Genomic DNA, 17,754 nt, shown 5'->3' on the forward strand with positions numbered 1-17,754 from the left:
TTGGATCAGTCATGAGTCTGGCTTGAGCACGAGTGGAGCCACAGGGCCAATATGCAGATCGTGGCCCCATGGGAGGAGAATGGTCCTGTACTACCGGACCCAGGGGGCCGGAGGCGTGCCATGACCTTCGTACAGCTCATCGACTGCAAGACCAGCCGGTTCGACGAGATGAACCGGCTGATGGACCGGTGGGTCGAACAGACCAACGGGAGACGGACCGCGACGCACGACCTCGTCGGCAAGGACCGCTCCGACGCGTCGCACTTCCTTCAGATCGTGGAGTTCCCGTCGTACGAGGAGGCGATGCGGAACTCGAACCTGCCCGAGACGGACAGGATCTTCCAGGAGATGGTGGCTCTCTGCGACGAGATGCCGACGTTCACGGACCTCGAGGTCGTACGGGACGAGCAGCTGTACGCCGCCACGTCCCGCCGCTTCTTCGAGGCGCTGGCCGGGAAGGAGGCGCCGTCGTTCGAGGGGCTGCTGGCCGAGGAGTACCACGATCATGATCCGGCCAATGCGCAGGACACGGTCGGGCTGGAGGCCATGCGGGACGAGGTCGAGATGTGGAAGACCGGCTTCGACTTCGACTTCACCATCGACGATCAGCTGGCCCAGGGTGACCGGGTGTGCACGCGCTGGACCTGGCACGGCACGCACACCGGTGACTTCATGGGGGTCCCGGCGACGGGGAAGCGGGTGTCCATGACCGGCACCACCATCCACCGGTGCACCGCGGACGGCATGATCGCCGAGGCCTGGTGGCAGTACGACCGGCTGGGCCTGATGGGGCAGCTGGGCGCGCTGGACGACCTGGAGCAGTGAGTCCGGACACGGGGAAGCCGGGCACGGGGAAGCCGGGCACGGGGAAGCCGGGCACGGGGAAGCCGGGCACGGGGAAGCCCCCGGTCCGCTGCGGCGGGCCGGGGGCTTCCTTCAGGCTCGTGGAGCCTCAGTGCTCGTGGAGCCTTAGTGGGAGTGGCCGTGGCTGTGACCACCGGCGGCCGGCTCCTCCTCTTCCTTCTTCTCGACGACCAGGGTCTCGGTCGTCAGGAGGAGGGAGGCGATGGAGGCGGCGTTCTCCAGGGCGGAGCGGGTGACCTTGACCGGGTCGATGACGCCGGCCTTGACCAGGTCGCCGTACTCACCGGTGGCGGCGTTGAAGCCCTGGCCCTTGTCGAGCTCGGCGACCTTGGAGGTGATGACGTAGCCCTCCAGGCCGGCGTTCTCGGCGATCCAGCGCAGCGGCTCGACGACGGCCTTGCGGACGACGGCGACACCGGTGGCCTCGTCGCCGGTCTTGCCCAGGCCGCCCTCCAGCACCTTCGCGGCGTGGACGAGCGCGGAGCCACCACCGGAGACGATGCCCTCCTCGACCGCGGCGCGGGTCGCGGAGATGGCGTCCTCCAGACGGTGCTTCTTCTCCTTCAGCTCCACCTCGGTGGCGGCGCCGACCTTGATCACGCACACGCCGCCGGCCAGCTTCGCGAGGCGCTCCTGGAGCTTCTCGCGGTCCCAGTCGGAGTCCGTGTTCTCGATCTCGGCCTTGATCTGGGCGACGCGGCCCGTGACGTCGGCGGAGTCGCCGGCGCCGTCGACGACCGTGGTGTCGTCCTTGGTGATCGTGACGCGGCGGGCGGAGCCCAGCACGTCCAGACCGGCCTGGTCGAGCTTGAGGCCGACCTCCTCGGAGATGACCGTGGCGCCGGTGAGGACCGCGAGGTCCTGAAGCATCGCCTTGCGGCGGTCACCGAAGCCGGGGGCCTTCACGGCGACGGCGTTGAACGTGCCGCGGATCTTGTTGACGACCAGGGTCGACAGGGCCTCGCCCTCGACGTCCTCGGCGATGATCAGCAGCGGCTTGGAGGCGCCGGCCTGGATGACCTTCTCCAGGAGCGGCAGCAGGTCCTGGATGGAGGAGATCTTGCCCTGGTTGATCAGGATGTACGGGTCGTCGAGGACGGCCTCCATACGCTCCTGGTCGGACACCATGTACGGGGACAGGTAGCCCTTGTCGAAGGCCATGCCCTCGGTGAAGTCCAGCTCGAGACCGAAGGTGTTGGACTCCTCGACGGTGATGACACCGTCCTTGCCGACCTTGTCCATCGCCTCGGCGATGAGCTCGCCGACCTGCGAGTCCTGGGCGGACAGCGCGGCGACGGCGGCGATGTCGGCCTTGTCCTCGATCGGACGGGCAGTGGCGAGGAGGTCCTCGGAGACGGCGGCGACGGCCGCGTCGATGCCCTTCTTCAGGGCGGCCGGGGAGGCACCCGCGGCGACGTTCTTCAGGCCCTCGCGGACCAGCGCCTGGGCGAGCACGGTGGCGGTGGTCGTACCGTCACCCGCGATGTCGTTGGTCTTGGTCGCCACCTCCTTCACCAGCTGCGCGCCGAGGTTCTCGTACGGGTCCTCGATCTCTACCTCACGGGCGATCGTGACACCGTCGTTGGTGATGGTGGGGGCGCCGAACTTCTTGTCGATGACGACGTTGCGGCCCTTGGGGCCGATCGTCACCTTGACCGTGTCGGCAAGCTTGTTGACGCCGCGCTCGAGGGCGCGACGGGCGTCCTCGTCGAACTTCAGGATCTTCGCCATGGGAGCGGTTCAGCCCTCTCGAAAAACGTGGGTGAAAAAGCGAACTGCGCCCCTGACGCCCGGCTTCATAAGGTCGCGGGGGCCCGGGGCGCAGCTCAAAAAGCGGAAATGCTGGAGATGACTTACTTCTCGATGACCGCGAGCACGTCGCGGGACGAGAGGACGAGGTACTCCTCGCCGTTGTACTTCACCTCGGTGCCGCCGTACTTGCTGTACAGCACGATGTCGCCGACCTTCACGTCGAGCGGCAGGCGCTCGCCGTTCTCGAAGCGACCCGGACCGACGGCGAGGATGACGCCCTCCTGGGGCTTCTCCTTCGCGGTGTCCGGAATGACCAGGCCAGAGGCCGTGGTCTGCTCGGCGTCGAGCGGCTGGACCACAATGCGGTCCTCGAGCGGCTTGATGGCAACCTTGGAGCTGGCGGTCGTCACGATCCGACCTCCCCCTTCGGAGATCTCACGGGGTTAACTGTCTGAGGTGGCGACCAGGTCGATCCGTCGTCGCGGGTGCCGGACCTGCCCGTCGCTATTGGCACTCTCCAGGGGGGAGTGCCAGACCCGAGACTATGACCGCGATTAGCACTCGGTCAAGCGGACTGCTAATCGCGTCCCCACATCGGACCGCTCACAGCCCCTCACAGCCGCCCCCACCGCACCCACCGCACACACCGCACACACCGCTCAGAGGTAGTCCTCCAGCCGCCCCACCCTCAGCCCCGCCCCCTGGATCTCCCGCAGCAGCCGTGTCGTCCGTTCCGCGAGGGTCAGGCCGGTGGTCTCCGTCGACGGGAGGGAGACGATGTCGCCGGGGAGCAGCCGGTGCCCGCCGGTCGCGTACGTGAGGTGCTCGCCGTCCATCGACGCCCGCCACAGCACGACCGCCCCGACGCCGCAGTCCGTGGCCGCGCGCAGGGTCGTGGAGTCGTACGTCCCGTAGGGCGGGCGGAAGAGGCGGGGGCGGATGCCGAAGCGGGCGCCGAGTTTGTCCTGCTGGCCGCAGATCTCGGCGCGCTGCCCGGCGTACGGCAGGCCGCGCAGGGCGGTGTGGTCGAGGGTGTGGTTCTGGATCGACGCGCCGACCGACTGGAGGCGCGCGAAGTGTCCGTAGCCCGGGCCGACCACGCTGTCCGTGAGGAACATGCTGACGGGCAGCCGCCGTTGACGGACCAGCTCGACGAAGCGCGGGTCTTGCTCGACACCGTCGTCGTACGTCAGGAAGACGACCTTGTCGGAGGTGGCGACCCGGCTGACGACAGGGACGGCCGCGGGCCCGGACCGCACCCCCTTCGCCCCGTATGTCACCGCTTTCTTGCCCAGCCGTTCGATGGGGTCGACGGACTGGGCGCAGCCGGTCAGGAGCAGCGCCAGCGCCACAGCGGCCGTCAAGGCCCTCACAGGTAGTCCTCCAGCCGCGCCACCGCGTACCCCTCGGCCGTGATCTTGTCGAGGAAGCGTCGGATCATGTCCGGCATCGTGCCCTTCCACTCCTGTCGGCCGCGGAAGTGACTCAGCACGATGTCGCCCGGGTGGATCTTCCGGTCCCACTCGCGGTACTCCCAGTGGTCGACGAAGACCTCCTCGTTCCAGATCGGCGCGTACTTCACCCCGCACGCCTTCGCGGCGACCAGGGTGTCCTGGTTGTAGTTGCCGAAGGGCGGCCGGAAGAGCAGGGGCCGTCTGCCGTAGTGCTTCTCGATGACGTCCTGCATGCCGCAGATCTCGCGCTTCTGGCGGCCGTAGGACAGCCCCGGCAGATAGGGGTGGTGGAGGGTGTGGTTGTTGAGCACGACCCCCCGGTCCTGCATGCGCTTGAAGTACCCGTAGTCCTCCTTGATCAGGAAGTTGCTGAGGAAGGCGGTGTACGGGATCTTCAGCTCGCTCATCATCCGCAGGAACGCCGGGTCCTTGTCGGCACCGTCGTCGATGGTGAGGAAGACGATCTTCTCTTCGGTGGGGATCGTGGTGAAGACGGGCGGCAGGCCCCGCTCCTCGTGGCCGTCGACCTCGAAGCCCTTGCGGGTGGTGATCCGCGGCTTCTCGGCGGGCGGGGCGGGCGGCTTCAGCGGAGCCCGGGCCAGCCCCCAGCGCTTCGCGATCCTCGCCTGCGCGCGGAGCCTGGTGGCGTACGTGTCGAGGGCGCGGGCCTGGGGTGCCTTCAGGGGCTGCTGGCCGGGGGCCGGGCGGACCTTGGCGCTCTCGCCCTGCGCACAGCCGGAGGCGACGGCGGCGAGGGCCAGGACGGCGAGTGTGCCCCGCAGATTCCATCTGGCCCGACTTTTGTCATTTTGTACTACAGATCCCATGGCGCCGGATCTTCGCAGGCCAGGGCCCCACCCCCGCCCCGACACCACTACCTGCGGCAGACCATCCACCGACTGGCTCACAATGAGGCGGTGAACGACCTCGCCCCCCTCCTCACCCCCGCCGGCCGCGCCCTCCTCGACGAGGTGCGCGGCACCGCCCCCGCCGACGAACTCGCCGTCGCCACCCGGCTGCGCCGCGAACACCCCGCGGACCTGGTCTCGGCGGCGCTCGGCCAGGCGCGGCTGCGGCAGCGGGCGGTGGCGAAGTTCGGGGACGAGGACGCGGCGCGGATGTTCTTCACCCCGAACGGCGTGGAGCAGTCGACGCGGGCGAGCGTGGCGACGTACCGCGCGCGGCGGCTCAAGGAGTTGGGGGTCACCTCCGTCGCCGACCTGTGCTCAGGCATCGGCGGCGACGCGATCGCCCTGGCGCGGGCCGGGATCAGGGTGCTCGCCGTGGACCGGGATCCACTGACGGCGGCGGCAGCGCGGGCGAACGCGGAGGCGCTGGGCCTGTCCGGCCTCATCGAGGTCAGAGAGGCTGATGTCACGGAGGTCGACACCGCCGGTTACGACGCCGTGTTCGTGGACCCCGCCCGGCGCTCCGCCAAGCGCGGCCGGATCTTCGACCCGGAGGCCTACTCCCCGCCCCTGTCCTGGGCGATCGAAACGGCCCTCAAGGCCCCGCACGCCGCCCTGAAGATCGCCCCCGGTATCCCGCACGAGGCGATCCCCGCCGAGGCCGAGGCCGAGTGGATCTCGGACGGCGGGGACGTGAAGGAGGCGGTGCTGTGGTTCGGGACGGCGCCGGGGGCCGTCCGGGCAACCTTGCTGCCGGGTCCGCGCACCCTCCTCGGGCGCGGTCTGCCCGATCCCGAAGTCCGGCCCGTGGGGCGGTACTTGTACGAGCCCGACGGCGCCGTCATCCGCGCCCACCTGGTCGCCGAGGTCGCCGAGGACCTGGAGGGCGGGCTGATCGACGAGACGATCGCGTACATCACCGCCGACGAACTGCACGCGACCCCGTACGCCACCGCGTACGAGATCACCGACCGACTCCCCTTCAACGTGAAGAAGCTGAAGGCGCTGCTGCGGGAGCGGGGGGTCGGGATCCTGACCGTGAAGAAGCGGGGTTCGGCCGTCGAACCGGAGGAACTGCGTCGCAAGGTCCTGCCGAAACCGCACGGGAAGGCCGAGGCGACCGTGTTCCTGACCCGGGTCGCGGGGGCACCGACGATGCTGGTCGGAGCCCCCGCCTGAGCGCCGCTACCGGGTGGCTGTCGTCCGCAGCGCGCCGATGCCCGGGCTCGCCTTGGGCGCGGCCAGGGCGCCGGAGTTCGCCGCCGGGGGCTCCAGGCCGTTGTAGAACGGCGTGTAACCCCACTGGCTGCTGTCGGCGCTGATCGCGCCGCCCGCGGAGTTCAGCGCGGGCGTCGACACCGACCCGGTGCCGCCGAAGACGGCCAGGTAGCTGAGGCTGGCGGCACCCTTGACCAGGTACGACTTCGTGTCGGCGGAGAGCGCGTCGGTCTTCGTCCACAGCAGGGGGCCGTAGACGTTCATCGCCGCCGCGGCGGAGGCGCCGCCACGCCAGCTGTCGACCGAGGCCAGCGCGGCGTTGCGCGGGCCGCCCCACCAGAAGCGGGCGAGCGCGGCGGCCGTGGCCTCGTGGGTGCTCCCCGTGACCGGGTAGTAGGTGTACCTCGAGGGCCAGTTGGAGAACGTCGTGTGCGTCAGCGCGTACTTCGCGGAGCCGCCGACCGGGATGACGAGCGTCTCGCGCGGGTCGATACCGTTGAGGTACGACTTCACGGACGAGGTCAGCTTGTTGCCCTCGTTGAGGACGACGACCGCCTTGCCGCTCTTGCCCAGCCCACCGGCCGCGGAAGCCGCCGCCAGCGCCGAGTGGTAGTCGGTGCCGGTGGCGAGGAAGACATGGGTCGGGGCACCGGTGATCGCCTTGGCGACCGCCACCGAGGTCGAGTAACGGGACGTACCCGCAAGGCGCTTGGGGGTGAAGCCGAGCGAGGTGACCTTCGAGGCGACGGCGCTGCTCAGGATCGACGTGCCGCCGACGAGATAGACCGGCGCGCCGGGCTTGAGGACCCGCTTCAGCTCCGTCTGCACCGCCGAGGACAGCGAGGTGGCCGAGGTCAGCAGGACCGGGCCGCCCTTCTTGCCGGCGAGCGCGGGGGAGGTCAGCGCGTAGGCCTGGCTGTCCTTGGAGACCAGCACGGCGGACGAGGCGTTCTTGAGGCCTGCCTCGCTCTGTCCGACGGTGTTCCAGGTCCAGCGGGACGCGGCGATGTTGCTGCCGTAGACGTCGGCGCCCCACACCCGGCCCACGCCGTTCTTGCGCAGCGGCTGCCAGGCGGGCGAGCGGCCGCCGTACGGGAAGAGGGTGCCCTCGCTCACCCCGTCCGCGGTGAGGGTCAGGACGACGTTGCCCGTCATGCAGCAGCCGCCGGTCGCGGTCTCCTTGCGGTCGAAGTGGACCACCAGGCGGTCGCTCGCGGGCGCCCAGGACGCGGAGTCGTAGTCCGCGGTGTCCTGGGTGAGCCGGCGCTCGCCCGTGCCGTCGGTGTTGACGGAGAACAGCTGGGCGTGGCCGTCGACGCCGCGGACGAAGGCGACTCTGGTGCCGTCGGGCGACAGGGCGGGCGCGGCGGCGTTGGTGACCAGGGTGGTCTGCTTGCCGGTGGCGGCGTCGTAGAGCACGACCGACGGGGTCGTGCCGGAGCACGACGCGCCGCCCCGCTGGAAGGCCACGACCCCACTGACCGCGGCGGCGCTCGGGCGGGTGTCACAGCCGGCGCCGCTGGACAGCAGGGCGGTCGCGGTCCCGCCGCCGGACGGGACGTGGTACAGCTTCTTGGCGGCGGAGAAGACGATCCGGCTGCCGGAGCCCCAGTACGTCGGGTGGGACGCCGAACGGCCGTCGTACACACCGTCGTAGACCAGGGTCGAGGCACCTCCCGCGACACTCGCCGTACGCAGGGTTCCGGCGTCCTCGAAGACCACCCGGCTGCCGTCGGGCGCCCAGGCGGGCGCCTCGTCGTCGGAGCCCCGGGTGACGTACGCGGAGCCCGCGCCCTCGGTGTCGACCAAGGTGATGCCGTCGTTGACCACGGCGATGGCGCCGTCGGTGGCCGACCATCCGGCCACGTCGGCCGAGGCGCCCGGGGCGAGCGCGGTGGCGGTGCCGGCGGCCAGGGCCGTCACGGCGGTGAGCGCGACGAGTCTGCGGCGCGCGGCAGGTCTGACCAGCCTGGTGGATCCGGAAGATCGCACGTGTATGTACCCCCCACGGGTGTCGGAGCGCTGCCGCACCGCGGAAGGCGTCACGCCGGCTGCGGCAGCCGCGCCACTGTAAACCGTCCCTGACCAGGAAGGGAATGGGTTTCTGTGGGTGATCCCGACGCTCACCGCGCGGGCAGCGACCGCAGCTTCTCGCGCAGCAGCTCCCGCTCCCGTCCGTTCCCCGCCAGCCCCGCCGCCCGCTCGAACTCCGCCCGCGCCTCCGCCGTACGGCCGAGGCGGGCCAGCAGGTCACCGCGGACGCTGGGCAGCAAGTGGTAGTCACGCAGGGCGGGTTCGGCGGCGAGCCGGTCGACCAGGGCGAGTCCTTCCCCGGGCCCCTCCGCCATCGACACCGCGACCGCGCGGTTGAGCTCGACGACGGGGGACGGGACGCGGGCGGCAAGCAGGCCGTACAGGGTCGCGATGGTGGCCCAGTCGGTCTCCTCGTAGGTGTACGCGTGCGCGTGGCAGGCGGCGATGGTGGCCTGGAGGGCGTACGGGCCGGGCGCGCCGCTCGCGGTGGCTTCGGCGCGCGCGAGGGCCGTGATCCCGCGGGCGATGAGCATGCGGTTCCAGCGGCGGCGGTTCTGGTCCTTGAGCAGCACAGGCTCGCCGTCCGGCCCGGTACGGGCGGCGGTACGGGACGACTGGAACTCCAACAGCGCCACGAGACCGTGCACTTCGGGCTCCTTGGGCATCAGCCCGGCCAGCACCCTGGCCAGCCGCAGCGCGTCCTCGCACAGCCCCGGCCGCAGCCAGTCGTCACCGGCGGTGGCGGCGTACCCCTCGTTGAAGACGAGGTAGATGACGTCGAGGACGTCGGCGAGGCGGGCCTCGCGTTCGGGGCCGTACGGCACCTCGAAGGCGACGTTCTTGGTGGCCAGGGTGCGCTTGGCGCGGACGATGCGCTGGGCGACGGTCGCCTCGGGGGTCAGGAAGGCACGGGCGATCTCGACCGTCGTCAGCCCGCCGAGGAGACGGAGGGTGAGGGCGATACGGGCCTCGGCGGAGAGGGCCGGATGGCAGGTGGTGAAGACGAGCCGGAGCAGGTCGTCATCGATGTCGTCGGGGTCGGCGGGCTCGTCGAACGGGACCGTCTCCGGCACCTCCCGGCCGATCTCCTGGAGCTTGCGGGCGTAGTTCTCCCGACGCCGGACCAGGTCCACGGCGCGACGCCGGGCGGCGGTCATGAGCCAGGCGCCCGGGTTGTCGGGGACACCGTCCCGCGGCCACTGCTCCAGGGCGGCGACGAGGGCGTCCTGGGCGAGCTCCTCGGCGATGCCGATGTCACGGACGACGCGGGTGACAGCGGCGACGATGCGGGGGGACTCGATACGGAAGACGGTCTCGATGGCGTGACGTACGTCGGTGCCGGTGCCGGTGCCGGTGTCGCCGGGGGACTGTGACTGTGGGCTCACAGCCCCCATGCAACACCCGCGAGCGCCGCCCGCCAAGGAGGACCAGGGGCGGACTCAGCCCTCCGCGATCTCCCGCACCTCGCAGGTGACCGTCCAGTACTCCTCGTGGACCTGGAGGAACCGCTTGGTCCACTCCAGGGCCTCGGCCTTGTCCTTGCACTGCATGAGCGCGTACCCGCCGACGACCTCCTTGGCCTCGGTGAAGGGCCCGTCGGTGACGGAGATCTTCCCGCCCTCCCAGTGCACGCGGGTGCCCTGCGAGGACGGCGTCAGACCGGCGGTGTCGAGCATGACGCCGGCCTTGGTGATCTCCTCGATCAGCGCGCCCATGCGTTCCATCAGCTCGGAGCTGGGGCCTTCGGCGGGGGCGTTGGACTCGTCGATCTGCACGAGGGAGAGGAAGCGGGGCATCGGTGGCTCCTTGGGTCGGGGGCCGGGTCTTTTCCGGCCTCTCAACCATGCGTCGATCGGGAGACACGGGGATCGACACACGCGCCGAATTTTCTCGAAGATCTTTTACGAGCCCGTCCGTCAGCCGGCGCAGAAGCTCGAATCCCGTCCCCCGAAGCTCAAGTCTCCGGGGCTAGTTCACCTCGGATCCGAACGCCGCCTTCGCATCCGGCGCCCCCACCGTGCGCGCCCCGAACACGAACGCCGCGTCCGTCACGACCCCCGTGGACCGTCCGCGCAGCGACCACACCGCCCCCGCCCGGGAGTTCTCCCCCACGGCCGACGCCGCCAGGTCCGCGTGCCCGTTCCGGTTGATGTCCAGGAGCCGTACCGCGCCGCCGAACCCGTCCCCCGGTTCCGCCGCCCCCGGCACCCCGGCCGTGTTCTGCGTGAACGCCTGAGCCCCGGTCCCACTCAAACCCGTACCCGTGCCGTACAGGACGTCGACCATGCCCGCCCCGTCGTCGTAGCCGAGCTCCTCGCCCGGCGCGCCCACCGCCAGGTCGGCGCGGCCGTCGCCGTTGATGTCCCCGGCCGCGACCGAGGCGCCGAAGAAGTCGACGTCCTCGTACGCGCCCGGCACTCCCGGGGTGTCCTGGGTGTAGCGGGTCCAAGTACCGTTCGGCGCAAGCCCCGACGCCGATCCCGCCGCCACCGTCACCGACGAGTCCGGCGCGTTGCCGACCGCCAGGTCGTCGTACCCGTCGCCGTCGAAGTCGCCGAAGGCCAGGCCGCCGCCCCCGCCCGGGAAGGCACCGCCGGGCGCGGGAGCGAGGCCCGTGGGCGAGCCGACGTAGAAGCGGGTGCAGTAACTGCCGTCTCCGCAGTACACCTTCAGCGCCAGCTCGTCGCGGCCGTCGGCGTTGACGTCGCCCGTCGTGCCGTCCCACACGTCGACGTACTGGAGGCTCTCCGGGTCCAGCCCGCGCGCACCGGACGGCTTCCCGGCGCGGGTCAACGGTCCCGTCCACACCGTGGCCGTCGTGCCGAGCGGGTCGTCGCCCTGGGCCCGGCCGCCCTTGAAGAGGGCCAGGTCGAGCGTGCCGTCGCCGTCGAAGTCGCCCGTCTGGGTGGTCGACGCGGGGATCGCCGTACCGCCGGAGAGGCCGCCCTTCGCGCCCCACACCACCACGGCCGAGCGGGTCGCGGAGACGTGGCCGACGACCAGGTCGGCCCGGCCGTCGCCGTCCAGGTCGCCCTTGGTCAGCTGGATGCCGAACTTCTCGTTCTTGGCCGGGCTGCCGGGGATGCCGGTGGTGGCGCGGCTGATGACGGTCCGTCGGTCCTTGGTCAGGCCGTGCGGGCCGCCGTACATGACGACGACGTAGCCCGCGCCGGTCTGTCCGCCGACCGTGGCGCCGGGGGCGCCGACCGCGAGGTCCTGGTAGCCGTCGCCGTCGAAGTCGTCGCGGACCGGGGCGGACGGGGCGGCGGTGGCGGACGGGGCGCCCAACGGGAGAAGGGCAGCTGTCAGCAGGAGCGCCCAACGGCCGTATGCACGAAGGGAGAACATGGGCGACCCTCTCACTCACGGCGACACAGTCACCGCACATGACTCGCCGCCGGGCCAAGTGGTTGTAGTCACCTCAGCGACTTCCACAGCTCGCTCGCCTCGGGCTCGTCCGCCACCACCCGGTTGTGGTCCGAGGGTGCCTGGACGACCGGCATGGTCACCGTCTTCACCTGGTCCGCCGACAGGCTCTTCAGGCTCTGGCCGAGGCTCATCAGCTCGCTCAGCGAGTCGAGGCCGGTGTCGGTGGTGAGACTGCCGGTGATCGCGTCGGCGACGGAGTAGAGCTTGGTGGGCGAGGTGAGCAGGTTCGTCGAGGAGATCTGCTCCAGCAGGGCCTTCACCAGCTTCTGCTGGAGGCCGATCCGGCCGAGGTCGCTGCCGTCGCCTATGCCGTGCCGGGTGCGGGCGAGCGCGAGGGCCTGCTTGCCGTCGAGGTGGTGGGTGCCGGCCTTCAGGGTCAGATGGCTGCTGGAGTCGTCGATGTCCTCGTCCGTCGTCACCGTGACACCGCCGAGGGCGTTCACCAGCTTCGCGAAGCCCGAGAAGTCGATCTCGATGTAGTGGTCCATGCGGACGTCCGTGATCGACTCGACGGTCTTCACGGCACACACCGGTCCGCCCACCGAATAGGCGCTGTTGAACATCGCGTTGTACGCCACCGCCGTCGAACCGCCGTCCTCCAGGGGGCAGGACGGGCGGGTGACGAGGGTGTCGCGCGGGATGCTGACGACCGTCGCCTCGGTGCGGCCCGCGTCGATGTGCACGACCATCGCCGTGTCGGAGCGGGCACCGGAGCTGTCGCCGCCGCCGAGGGCCTGGTTCTCCTTGCCGCTGCGCGAGTCGGAGCCGAGGACCAGGATGTTGACGGCCTCGGTCGGCAGCGGGCTCGCGGACGAGGAGGCGGACGGGGCGGGCGTCACGGTGGCCTTCGCCGGGCGGTCGTCGCCGAGCGCCTGGTCGATGTCGACGCTCTTGATGTTGCTGTTCAGATGCCAGTACACCCAGCCGCCGACCGCGGCGCCCGCCACCAGCACGCCCGCGAGAGTGAGGCCGGCGGCTTTCAGTACGCGTGACCGCCGCCGGCCCACTGGTCTGCCTTCGTCGTCTCCATTCACGGAGAGGAACGTAAGTCCGAATTATTACGAGGGCACTGCCCCGGTCGCCTTTCTTCGGAAAATCTAACTTTTCTCAGCCCAATGTCACCGTCGGTACCGGGTTGCTCCCGCTCCAGTTGGCGTTGAACCCGAAGGTCACCGAACCGCCGTCCGGGACCGTCCCGTTGTAGGAGGCGTTGGTGCAGCTGACGGCCGCGCCGGACTGGGCGCAGGTCGCGTTCCAGGCCTGCGTGATCTGCTGCCCGGCGCCGTACGTCCAGGTCACCTTCCAGGACGACAGCGAGGCACCCGAGCAGGAGATCGTCACGTTCCCGGTGAACCCGGTGTTCCACTGACTCGGCACGCTGTACGCCGCCGAGCACGCCCCCGTCGGAGGCGGTGTCGTCGTCCCGCCCAGCGCCTCCGCGATGCCGTAGTAGGCCGGTTTCGGCGCGTAGTTCGCGTCGTACGGGGTCGCCGCCCCGTAGCCGGGGAAGGTGCTGTCGACCCAGGAGTCGGAGTCGGCGAAGCCCCAGACGGTGAGGTTCACACAGCGGGTCACGGCCACGCAGGCCGCCGTCACCGCCTTGTAGTCGGCCTTCTGCTGGGCGAGCTTCGTACTGTCCGCCGGCAGCGCCATCCGGATGTCCAGCTCGGTGATCGCCACGTCCACGCCGAGGTCGGCGAAGCGCTGGATGTTCTGCTGGAGCGTGGCGGGCACCTGGCCGAGGACGAGGTGGGCCTGGAGACCGACGCCGTCGATCGGGACGCCCTGCGCCTTCAGGGACTTGACCAGGTTGTAGAGGGCCGTGGACTTCGCGTTGACGCCCTCGACGTTGTAGTCGTTGATGTAGAGCTTGGCGGCCGGGTCGGCGGCGCGGGCGGCGGTCAGGGCCTGGGCGATGTAGCCGGAGCCGAGGCCGTTGTACCAGAGGGTCGAGCGGTAGGTCCCGTCCTCGTTGAAGGGCTCGTTGACCACGTCCCAGGCGGCCAGCCGCCCCTTGTAGCGGCCGACCTCGGTCGCGATGTGGTCGTTGAGCAGGGTGCTGAGCTGGGCCGGGGTCCAGCTGCCGTTGGTCAGCCAGCTCGGGTTCTGGCTGTGCCAGACCAGGGTGTGGCCGCGCACCTGCTGGCCGTGGGCCTCGGCGAAGTTGACGATCTGGTCGGCCTCGGCCCAGTTGAAACTGCCCTGAGTCGGCTCGACCGAGCCCCACTTCATGGCGTTGCCGGGGGTCAGCGAGCTGAACTGCGCGCCGGCGATGTCGCCGTAGGTGCCGGTGAGCTTGGACCCGGTGACCGCGGTGCCGATGACCTTGCCCTTGGCGGTGCCGAGATCGCGCAGGGGCGTGTCGGCGGCGTGCGCCGCGGGCGCCGTCAGCAGGAGGGTGCCCAGCGTCGCCAGAAGGGACGCCAGGGATAAGCCGGTTCTCAGAGATCTCATTGCGGGTGCCTCCGAAAGTTTCGGTCGAACAACCGATTGGCTTCGGGGCAGTGTGGGGTGCCGCGGCACACCCGTCAATACAGCAACACCTCTTCCTTGCTAAACCGCCGGGGGCGCTCCCGTGCTGCTGCGCACCACCAGACTCGTCGCCAGCTCCACCCGCGTCGCCGCCGGCGTCCCCTCCTCGCGCGCGAGGTCGAGCACCAGCTTCGCCGCCGCCTCGGCCATCTCGGTCAGCGGCTGCCGTACGGTCGTCAGCGGCGGCCCCACCCAGGGCGCGACCGGCAGATCGTCGAAGCCGACGACGCTCAGGTCCTCCGGGATGCGCAGCCCCAGCTCACGCGCGGCCTCGTAGAGCCCGAGCGCCTGGAGGTCGTTGCCGGCGAAGACCGCGGTCGGCCGGTCCGCGCGGCGCAGCAGGTCCAGGCCCAGCCGGTAGCCGGCCTCGTGATGGAAGTCGCCGTTCTTGATCAGCGCCGGGTCCACGGGCAGCCCGGCGGTCTCCAGCGCGGCCCGATAGCCGTCGACACGGGCGCGGCTGCACATCATCCGGGACGGGCCGCTGATGGCGCCGATCCGGGTGTGGCCGAGTTCGACCAGGTGCCGGGTGGCGGCGAGGCCGCCCTGCCAGTTGGTGGCGCCGATGGACGGCACGTCGGCACCGGGGTCGCCGGCCGGGTCCATGACGACGAACGGGATCGACCGGCTGGTCAGCAGGGCACGCTGGGACTCGTCGAGTCCGGACAGCACGAGGATCACGCCGTGCGGGCGGCGGGCGGCGACCTGGTCGGCCCAGGTGCGCCCCGGGGTGAGCCGGCCGGCGCTCTCGCTGAGCACCACGCTCAGCCCGGCGTCCCGTGCCACGTTCTCCACGCCCCGGATGACCTCCATCGCCCAGGCGCTCTCCAGTTCGTGGAAGACCAGGTCGATGAGGGGGGACCGGCTGGCCTCGGCCCGTCGTCGGCGATAGCCGTGGGCGCGCAGCAGTTCTTCCACTCGGGTACGGGTCGCCGGGGCGACGTCGGCCCGTCCGTTGAGGACCTTCGAAACAGTCGGCGCGGAGACGCCGGCCTCACGGGCGATCTCGGCGAGCGTCGCGGTCTGCGTCGAGCGTCCTGCTGTCCGGGTTTCACCGGGCTCCGGGGGTGTCATGGCGGCGATCGTATCCCTGCACGACCTCTTGACGAACCCTTCTCACCGGCCTAGGTTCCCAAAACATTCGGATTACACATCGAAACATTCGCGAGAGACGTTCGTGAGAGCCCTTCGTGAGAGGTCGTTCGACCCGACAGGAGTTTCATGACCACCGCGCCTTGGCGTGACCCCGCCCTGCCCGCCGCCGCCCGCGTCGACGACCTCCTCTCCCGGATGACCCTGGAGGAGAAGACGGCCCAGCTGTACGGCGTGTGGGTGGGGGCCAGCACCGACGGGGACGGCGTCGCCCCGCTGCAACGCGAGATGACCGCCGAGTACGACTGGGACGAGCTCATCACCCATGGGCTCGGCCAGCTCACCCGCCCCTTCGGCACCGCCCCCGTGGACCCGGCGCTGGGCGCGCAGGCACTGGCCCGCGCCCAGCGCCGTATCGCCGCGGCCGGCCGCTTCGGCATTCCCGCGCTCGCGCACGAGGAGTGCCTGGCCGGCTTCACCGCCTGGCAGGCGACCGCGTATCCGGTCCCGCTCGCCTGGGGCGCGGCCTTCGACCCGCCGCTCGTCGAGGAGATGGGCCGGCACATCGGCCGCGACCTGCGCGCGGTCGGCGTCCACCAGGGCCTCGCCCCCGTCCTGGACGTCGTCCGCGACCCGCGCTGGGGACGGGTCGAGGAGACCATCGGCGAGGACCCTTACCTGGTCGGCACGGTCGGCGCCGCCTATGTCCGCGGCCTGGAGTCGGCCGGCGTGGTCGCCACGCTCAAGCACTTCGCCGGGTACGCCTCCTCCGCGGGCGCCCGCAACCTGGCACCGGTCCGGGCGGGCGTGCGCGAGTTCGCCGATGTGACGCTGCCGCCGTTCGAACTGGCACTGCGCGAGGGCGGGGCGCGCTCGGTGATGGCCGCGTACACCGACACGGACGGCATCCCGGCCTCCGCCGACCCGGGCCTGCTCACCGAACTCCTGCGGGAGCGGTGGGGGTTCACCGGCACGGTCGTCGCCGACTACTTCGGCGTCGGATTCCTCCAGACCCAGCACCGGGTGGCCGGCACCGAGGCGGAGGCCGCCCACGCGGCGCTCGCGGCGGGCCTCGACGTCGAACTGCCCACCCTGAAGTGCTACGGCAAGCCCCTCCTGGAGGCCGTACGGGCGGGCGAGATCGCCGAGGAACTGATCGACCGGGCGGCCCGGCGCGTCCTGCTCCAGAAGTGCGAACTGGGCCTGCTGGACGAGGACTGGACCCCGGAACCCACCGCCCCGATCGACCTCGACTCGACGGCGAACCGGGCGCTGGCCCGCCGCCTCGCCGAGCGGTCGGTGGTCCTGCTGGACAACCCGGACGGTGTCCTGCCCCTCTCCCCCGACACCCGGATCGCGGTCGTGGGCCCGAGGGCGGCCGACGCGCTCGCGATGCTCGGCTGCTACTCCTTCCCGTCCCACGTCCTCACCCACCACCCCGACATCCCGATGGGCATCGAGATCCCGACCGTCCTGGAGGCCCTGCGCGGCGAACTCCCCGACGCCAAGGTGACGTTCGCGGAGGGCTGCGGGGTCGACACCCCGGACACCGGCGGCTTCGAGGAGGCGGTGGCCCGGACCGCCGAGGCGGACGTCTGTGTGGCCGTCCTCGGCGACCGGGCGGGCCTGTTCGGCCGGGGCACCTCGGGCGAGGGCTGCGACGCGACGGACCTGCGACTGCCGGGCGTGCAGGGCGAGTTGCTGGACGCCCTGGTCGCCACCGGCGTACCCGTCGTCCTCGTTCTCCTGACCGGAAGGCCGTACGCGCTGGGCCGCTGGCACGGCCGGCTGGCCGCCTCCGTGCAGGCCTTCTTCCCCGGGGAGGAGGGCGGCCCGGCGGTCGCGGGAGTGCTGTCGGGCCGCGTCAACCCGTCCGGGCGGCTGCCGGTGAGCGTCCCGCGGGAGCCGGGCGGCCAGCCCTGGACCTACCTCCAGCCCCCGCTGGGCCTCGCGGGCGAGGTCAGCAACCTGGACCCGACCCCGCTGTACCCCTTCGGACACGGCCGCGCGTACACCACGTTCGCCTGGGAGCCGAACGAGTCCGACACGGCCGGGGCGGAGATCACGACCGACGGCGCGTACGACGTGAGCGTCGCCGTCCGCAACACCGGTGACCGCGAGGGCGCCGAGGTCGTCCAGCTGTACCTGCACGACCCGGTGGCCACGGTGACCCGCCCGGACGTCCGGCTGATCGGCTACCAGCGCCTGGAACTCGCCCCGGGCGAGACCCGGCGGGTGACGTTCCGCTTCCACGCCGACCACTCGGCGTTCACCGACCGCACCGGCCGCCGGGTGGTGGAACCCGGCGCCCTGGAACTGCGGTTGGCGGCCTCCAGCACCGACGTACGCCACACGGCCCGGCTGACGCTCACCGGTCCGGTCCGCGAGGTGGGCACCGACCGCAGGCTGCGCTGCGAGACGGAGGTGCAGGAGGTGCAGGAAACGGCCTGATCACGAAGGGACCCGAACAC

Annotated in this window: 14 protein-coding genes; 3 read left to right on the forward strand and 11 right to left on the reverse strand. The window is 71.1% G+C overall.

All coding sequences use genetic code 11. The features are described 5' to 3' along the window. Positions 1 to 120: 120 nt before the first annotated feature. Positions 121 to 825 carry an ester cyclase gene (locus tag OG866_RS17360; protein WP_329335724.1) on the forward strand — a complete coding sequence of 235 codons (705 nt, stop codon included), beginning with the start codon at positions 121 to 123 and terminating at the stop codon, positions 823 to 825. Positions 826 to 969: 144 nt separating this feature from the next. Here OG866_RS17360 and groL read toward each other — a convergent pair whose 3' ends face one another. The 4 genes from groL to OG866_RS17380 all read right to left on the reverse strand — a co-directional run bounded on the left by groL (position 970) and on the right by OG866_RS17380 (position 4,897). Beyond that, on the reverse strand, positions 970 to 2,595 hold the full coding sequence (gene groL / locus OG866_RS17365) for a chaperonin GroEL (RefSeq protein ID WP_329335725.1): 1,626 nt from the start codon (positions 2,593 to 2,595) through the stop codon (positions 970 to 972). 122 nt (positions 2,596 to 2,717) lie between these two features. Beyond that, positions 2,718 to 3,026: a co-chaperone GroES gene (groES, locus tag OG866_RS17370; RefSeq protein ID WP_031477499.1), complete on the reverse strand. Its 309-nt coding sequence runs from the start codon at positions 3,024 to 3,026 to the stop codon at positions 2,718 to 2,720. Positions 3,027 to 3,275: 249 nt separating this feature from the next. Next, positions 3,276 to 3,989 (reverse strand): polysaccharide deacetylase family protein, encoded by a 714-nt coding sequence (locus OG866_RS17375; protein ID WP_329335730.1) that lies wholly within the window; start codon positions 3,987 to 3,989, stop codon positions 3,276 to 3,278. Then, entirely contained in the window at positions 3,986 to 4,897 is a 912-nt protein-coding gene (locus tag OG866_RS17380) for a polysaccharide deacetylase family protein (RefSeq protein WP_329335732.1), read from the reverse strand. Before OG866_RS17380 ends, OG866_RS17375 begins: the two co-directional genes overlap by 4 nt. Before the next feature lie 90 nt (positions 4,898 to 4,987). On the opposite strand from OG866_RS17380, the gene OG866_RS17385 reads away from it, so the two are divergent. Next, a complete protein-coding gene (locus OG866_RS17385) occupies positions 4,988 to 6,157 on the forward strand; it encodes a THUMP-like domain-containing protein (protein WP_329335734.1) in 1,170 nt (389 codons plus the stop codon). Positions 6,158 to 6,163: 6 nt separating this feature from the next. Here the strand turns inward: OG866_RS17385 and OG866_RS17390 are convergent, their stop codons facing one another. The 7 genes from OG866_RS17390 to OG866_RS17420 form a co-directional block, all read right to left on the reverse strand. Beyond that, a complete protein-coding gene (locus OG866_RS17390) occupies positions 6,164 to 8,188 on the reverse strand; it encodes a cell wall-binding repeat-containing protein (RefSeq protein ID WP_329335736.1) in 2,025 nt (674 codons plus the stop codon). A gap of 131 nt (positions 8,189 to 8,319) precedes the next feature. Further along, positions 8,320 to 9,624: an RNA polymerase sigma factor gene (locus OG866_RS17395; RefSeq protein ID WP_443063536.1), complete on the reverse strand. Its 1,305-nt coding sequence runs from the start codon at positions 9,622 to 9,624 to the stop codon at positions 8,320 to 8,322. A gap of 45 nt (positions 9,625 to 9,669) precedes the next feature. Beyond that, on the reverse strand, positions 9,670 to 10,026 hold the full coding sequence (locus OG866_RS17400; protein WP_329335737.1) for a YciI family protein: 357 nt from the start codon (positions 10,024 to 10,026) through the stop codon (positions 9,670 to 9,672). A gap of 172 nt (positions 10,027 to 10,198) precedes the next feature. Beyond that, complete coding sequence (locus OG866_RS17405; RefSeq protein WP_329335739.1) at positions 10,199 to 11,578, reverse strand: FG-GAP-like repeat-containing protein; 1,380 nt, start codon at positions 11,576 to 11,578, stop codon at positions 10,199 to 10,201. A gap of 68 nt (positions 11,579 to 11,646) precedes the next feature. Beyond that, entirely contained in the window at positions 11,647 to 12,693 is a 1,047-nt protein-coding gene (locus tag OG866_RS17410) for an LCP family protein (protein ID WP_329335741.1), read from the reverse strand. A 73-nt stretch (positions 12,694 to 12,766) separates the two neighbouring features. Further along, positions 12,767 to 14,113, reverse strand: a complete 1,347-nt coding sequence (locus OG866_RS17415; RefSeq protein WP_329335743.1) for an endo-1,4-beta-xylanase — start codon at positions 14,111 to 14,113, stop codon at positions 12,767 to 12,769. 99 nt (positions 14,114 to 14,212) lie between these two features. Then, on the reverse strand, positions 14,213 to 15,265 hold the full coding sequence (locus OG866_RS17420) for a LacI family DNA-binding transcriptional regulator (protein WP_329335744.1): 1,053 nt from the start codon (positions 15,263 to 15,265) through the stop codon (positions 14,213 to 14,215). Positions 15,266 to 15,412: 147 nt separating this feature from the next. On the opposite strand from OG866_RS17420, the gene OG866_RS17425 reads away from it, so the two are divergent. Then, on the forward strand, positions 15,413 to 17,734 hold the full coding sequence (locus OG866_RS17425) for a glycoside hydrolase family 3 N-terminal domain-containing protein (protein WP_329335746.1): 2,322 nt from the start codon (positions 15,413 to 15,415) through the stop codon (positions 17,732 to 17,734). Positions 17,735 to 17,754: the final 20 nt, after the last annotated feature.

Origin of the sequence: Streptomyces sp. NBC_00663 (assembly GCF_036226885.1) — a bacterium.
Lineage (GTDB): Bacteria > Actinomycetota > Actinomycetes > Streptomycetales > Streptomycetaceae > Streptomyces.

What these genes read in the sequence shown, in the direction of transcription:
- groL (WP_329335725.1), bottom strand. Translation starts at nt 2,595, where the DNA reads ATGGCGAAGATCCTGAAGTTCGACGAGGACGCCCGTCGCGCCCTCGAG.
- OG866_RS17400 (WP_329335737.1), bottom strand. Translation starts at nt 10,026, where the DNA reads ATGCCCCGCTTCCTCTCCCTCGTGCAGATCGACGAGTCCAACGCCCCC.
- OG866_RS17405 (WP_329335739.1), bottom strand. Translation starts at nt 11,578, where the DNA reads ATGTTCTCCCTTCGTGCATACGGCCGTTGGGCGCTCCTGCTGACAGCT.
- OG866_RS17425 (WP_329335746.1), top strand. Translation starts at nt 15,413, where the DNA reads ATGACCACCGCGCCTTGGCGTGACCCCGCCCTGCCCGCCGCCGCCCGC.
- OG866_RS17380 (WP_329335732.1), bottom strand. Translation starts at nt 4,897, where the DNA reads ATGGGATCTGTAGTACAAAATGACAAAAGTCGGGCCAGATGGAATCTG.
- OG866_RS17415 (WP_329335743.1), bottom strand. Translation starts at nt 14,113, where the DNA reads ATGAGATCTCTGAGAACCGGCTTATCCCTGGCGTCCCTTCTGGCGACG.
- OG866_RS17420 (WP_329335744.1), bottom strand. Translation starts at nt 15,265, where the DNA reads ATGACACCCCCGGAGCCCGGTGAAACCCGGACAGCAGGACGCTCGACG.
- OG866_RS17395 (WP_443063536.1), bottom strand. Translation starts at nt 9,624, where the DNA reads ATGGGGGCTGTGAGCCCACAGTCACAGTCCCCCGGCGACACCGGCACC.
- OG866_RS17360 (WP_329335724.1), top strand. Translation starts at nt 121, where the DNA reads ATGACCTTCGTACAGCTCATCGACTGCAAGACCAGCCGGTTCGACGAG.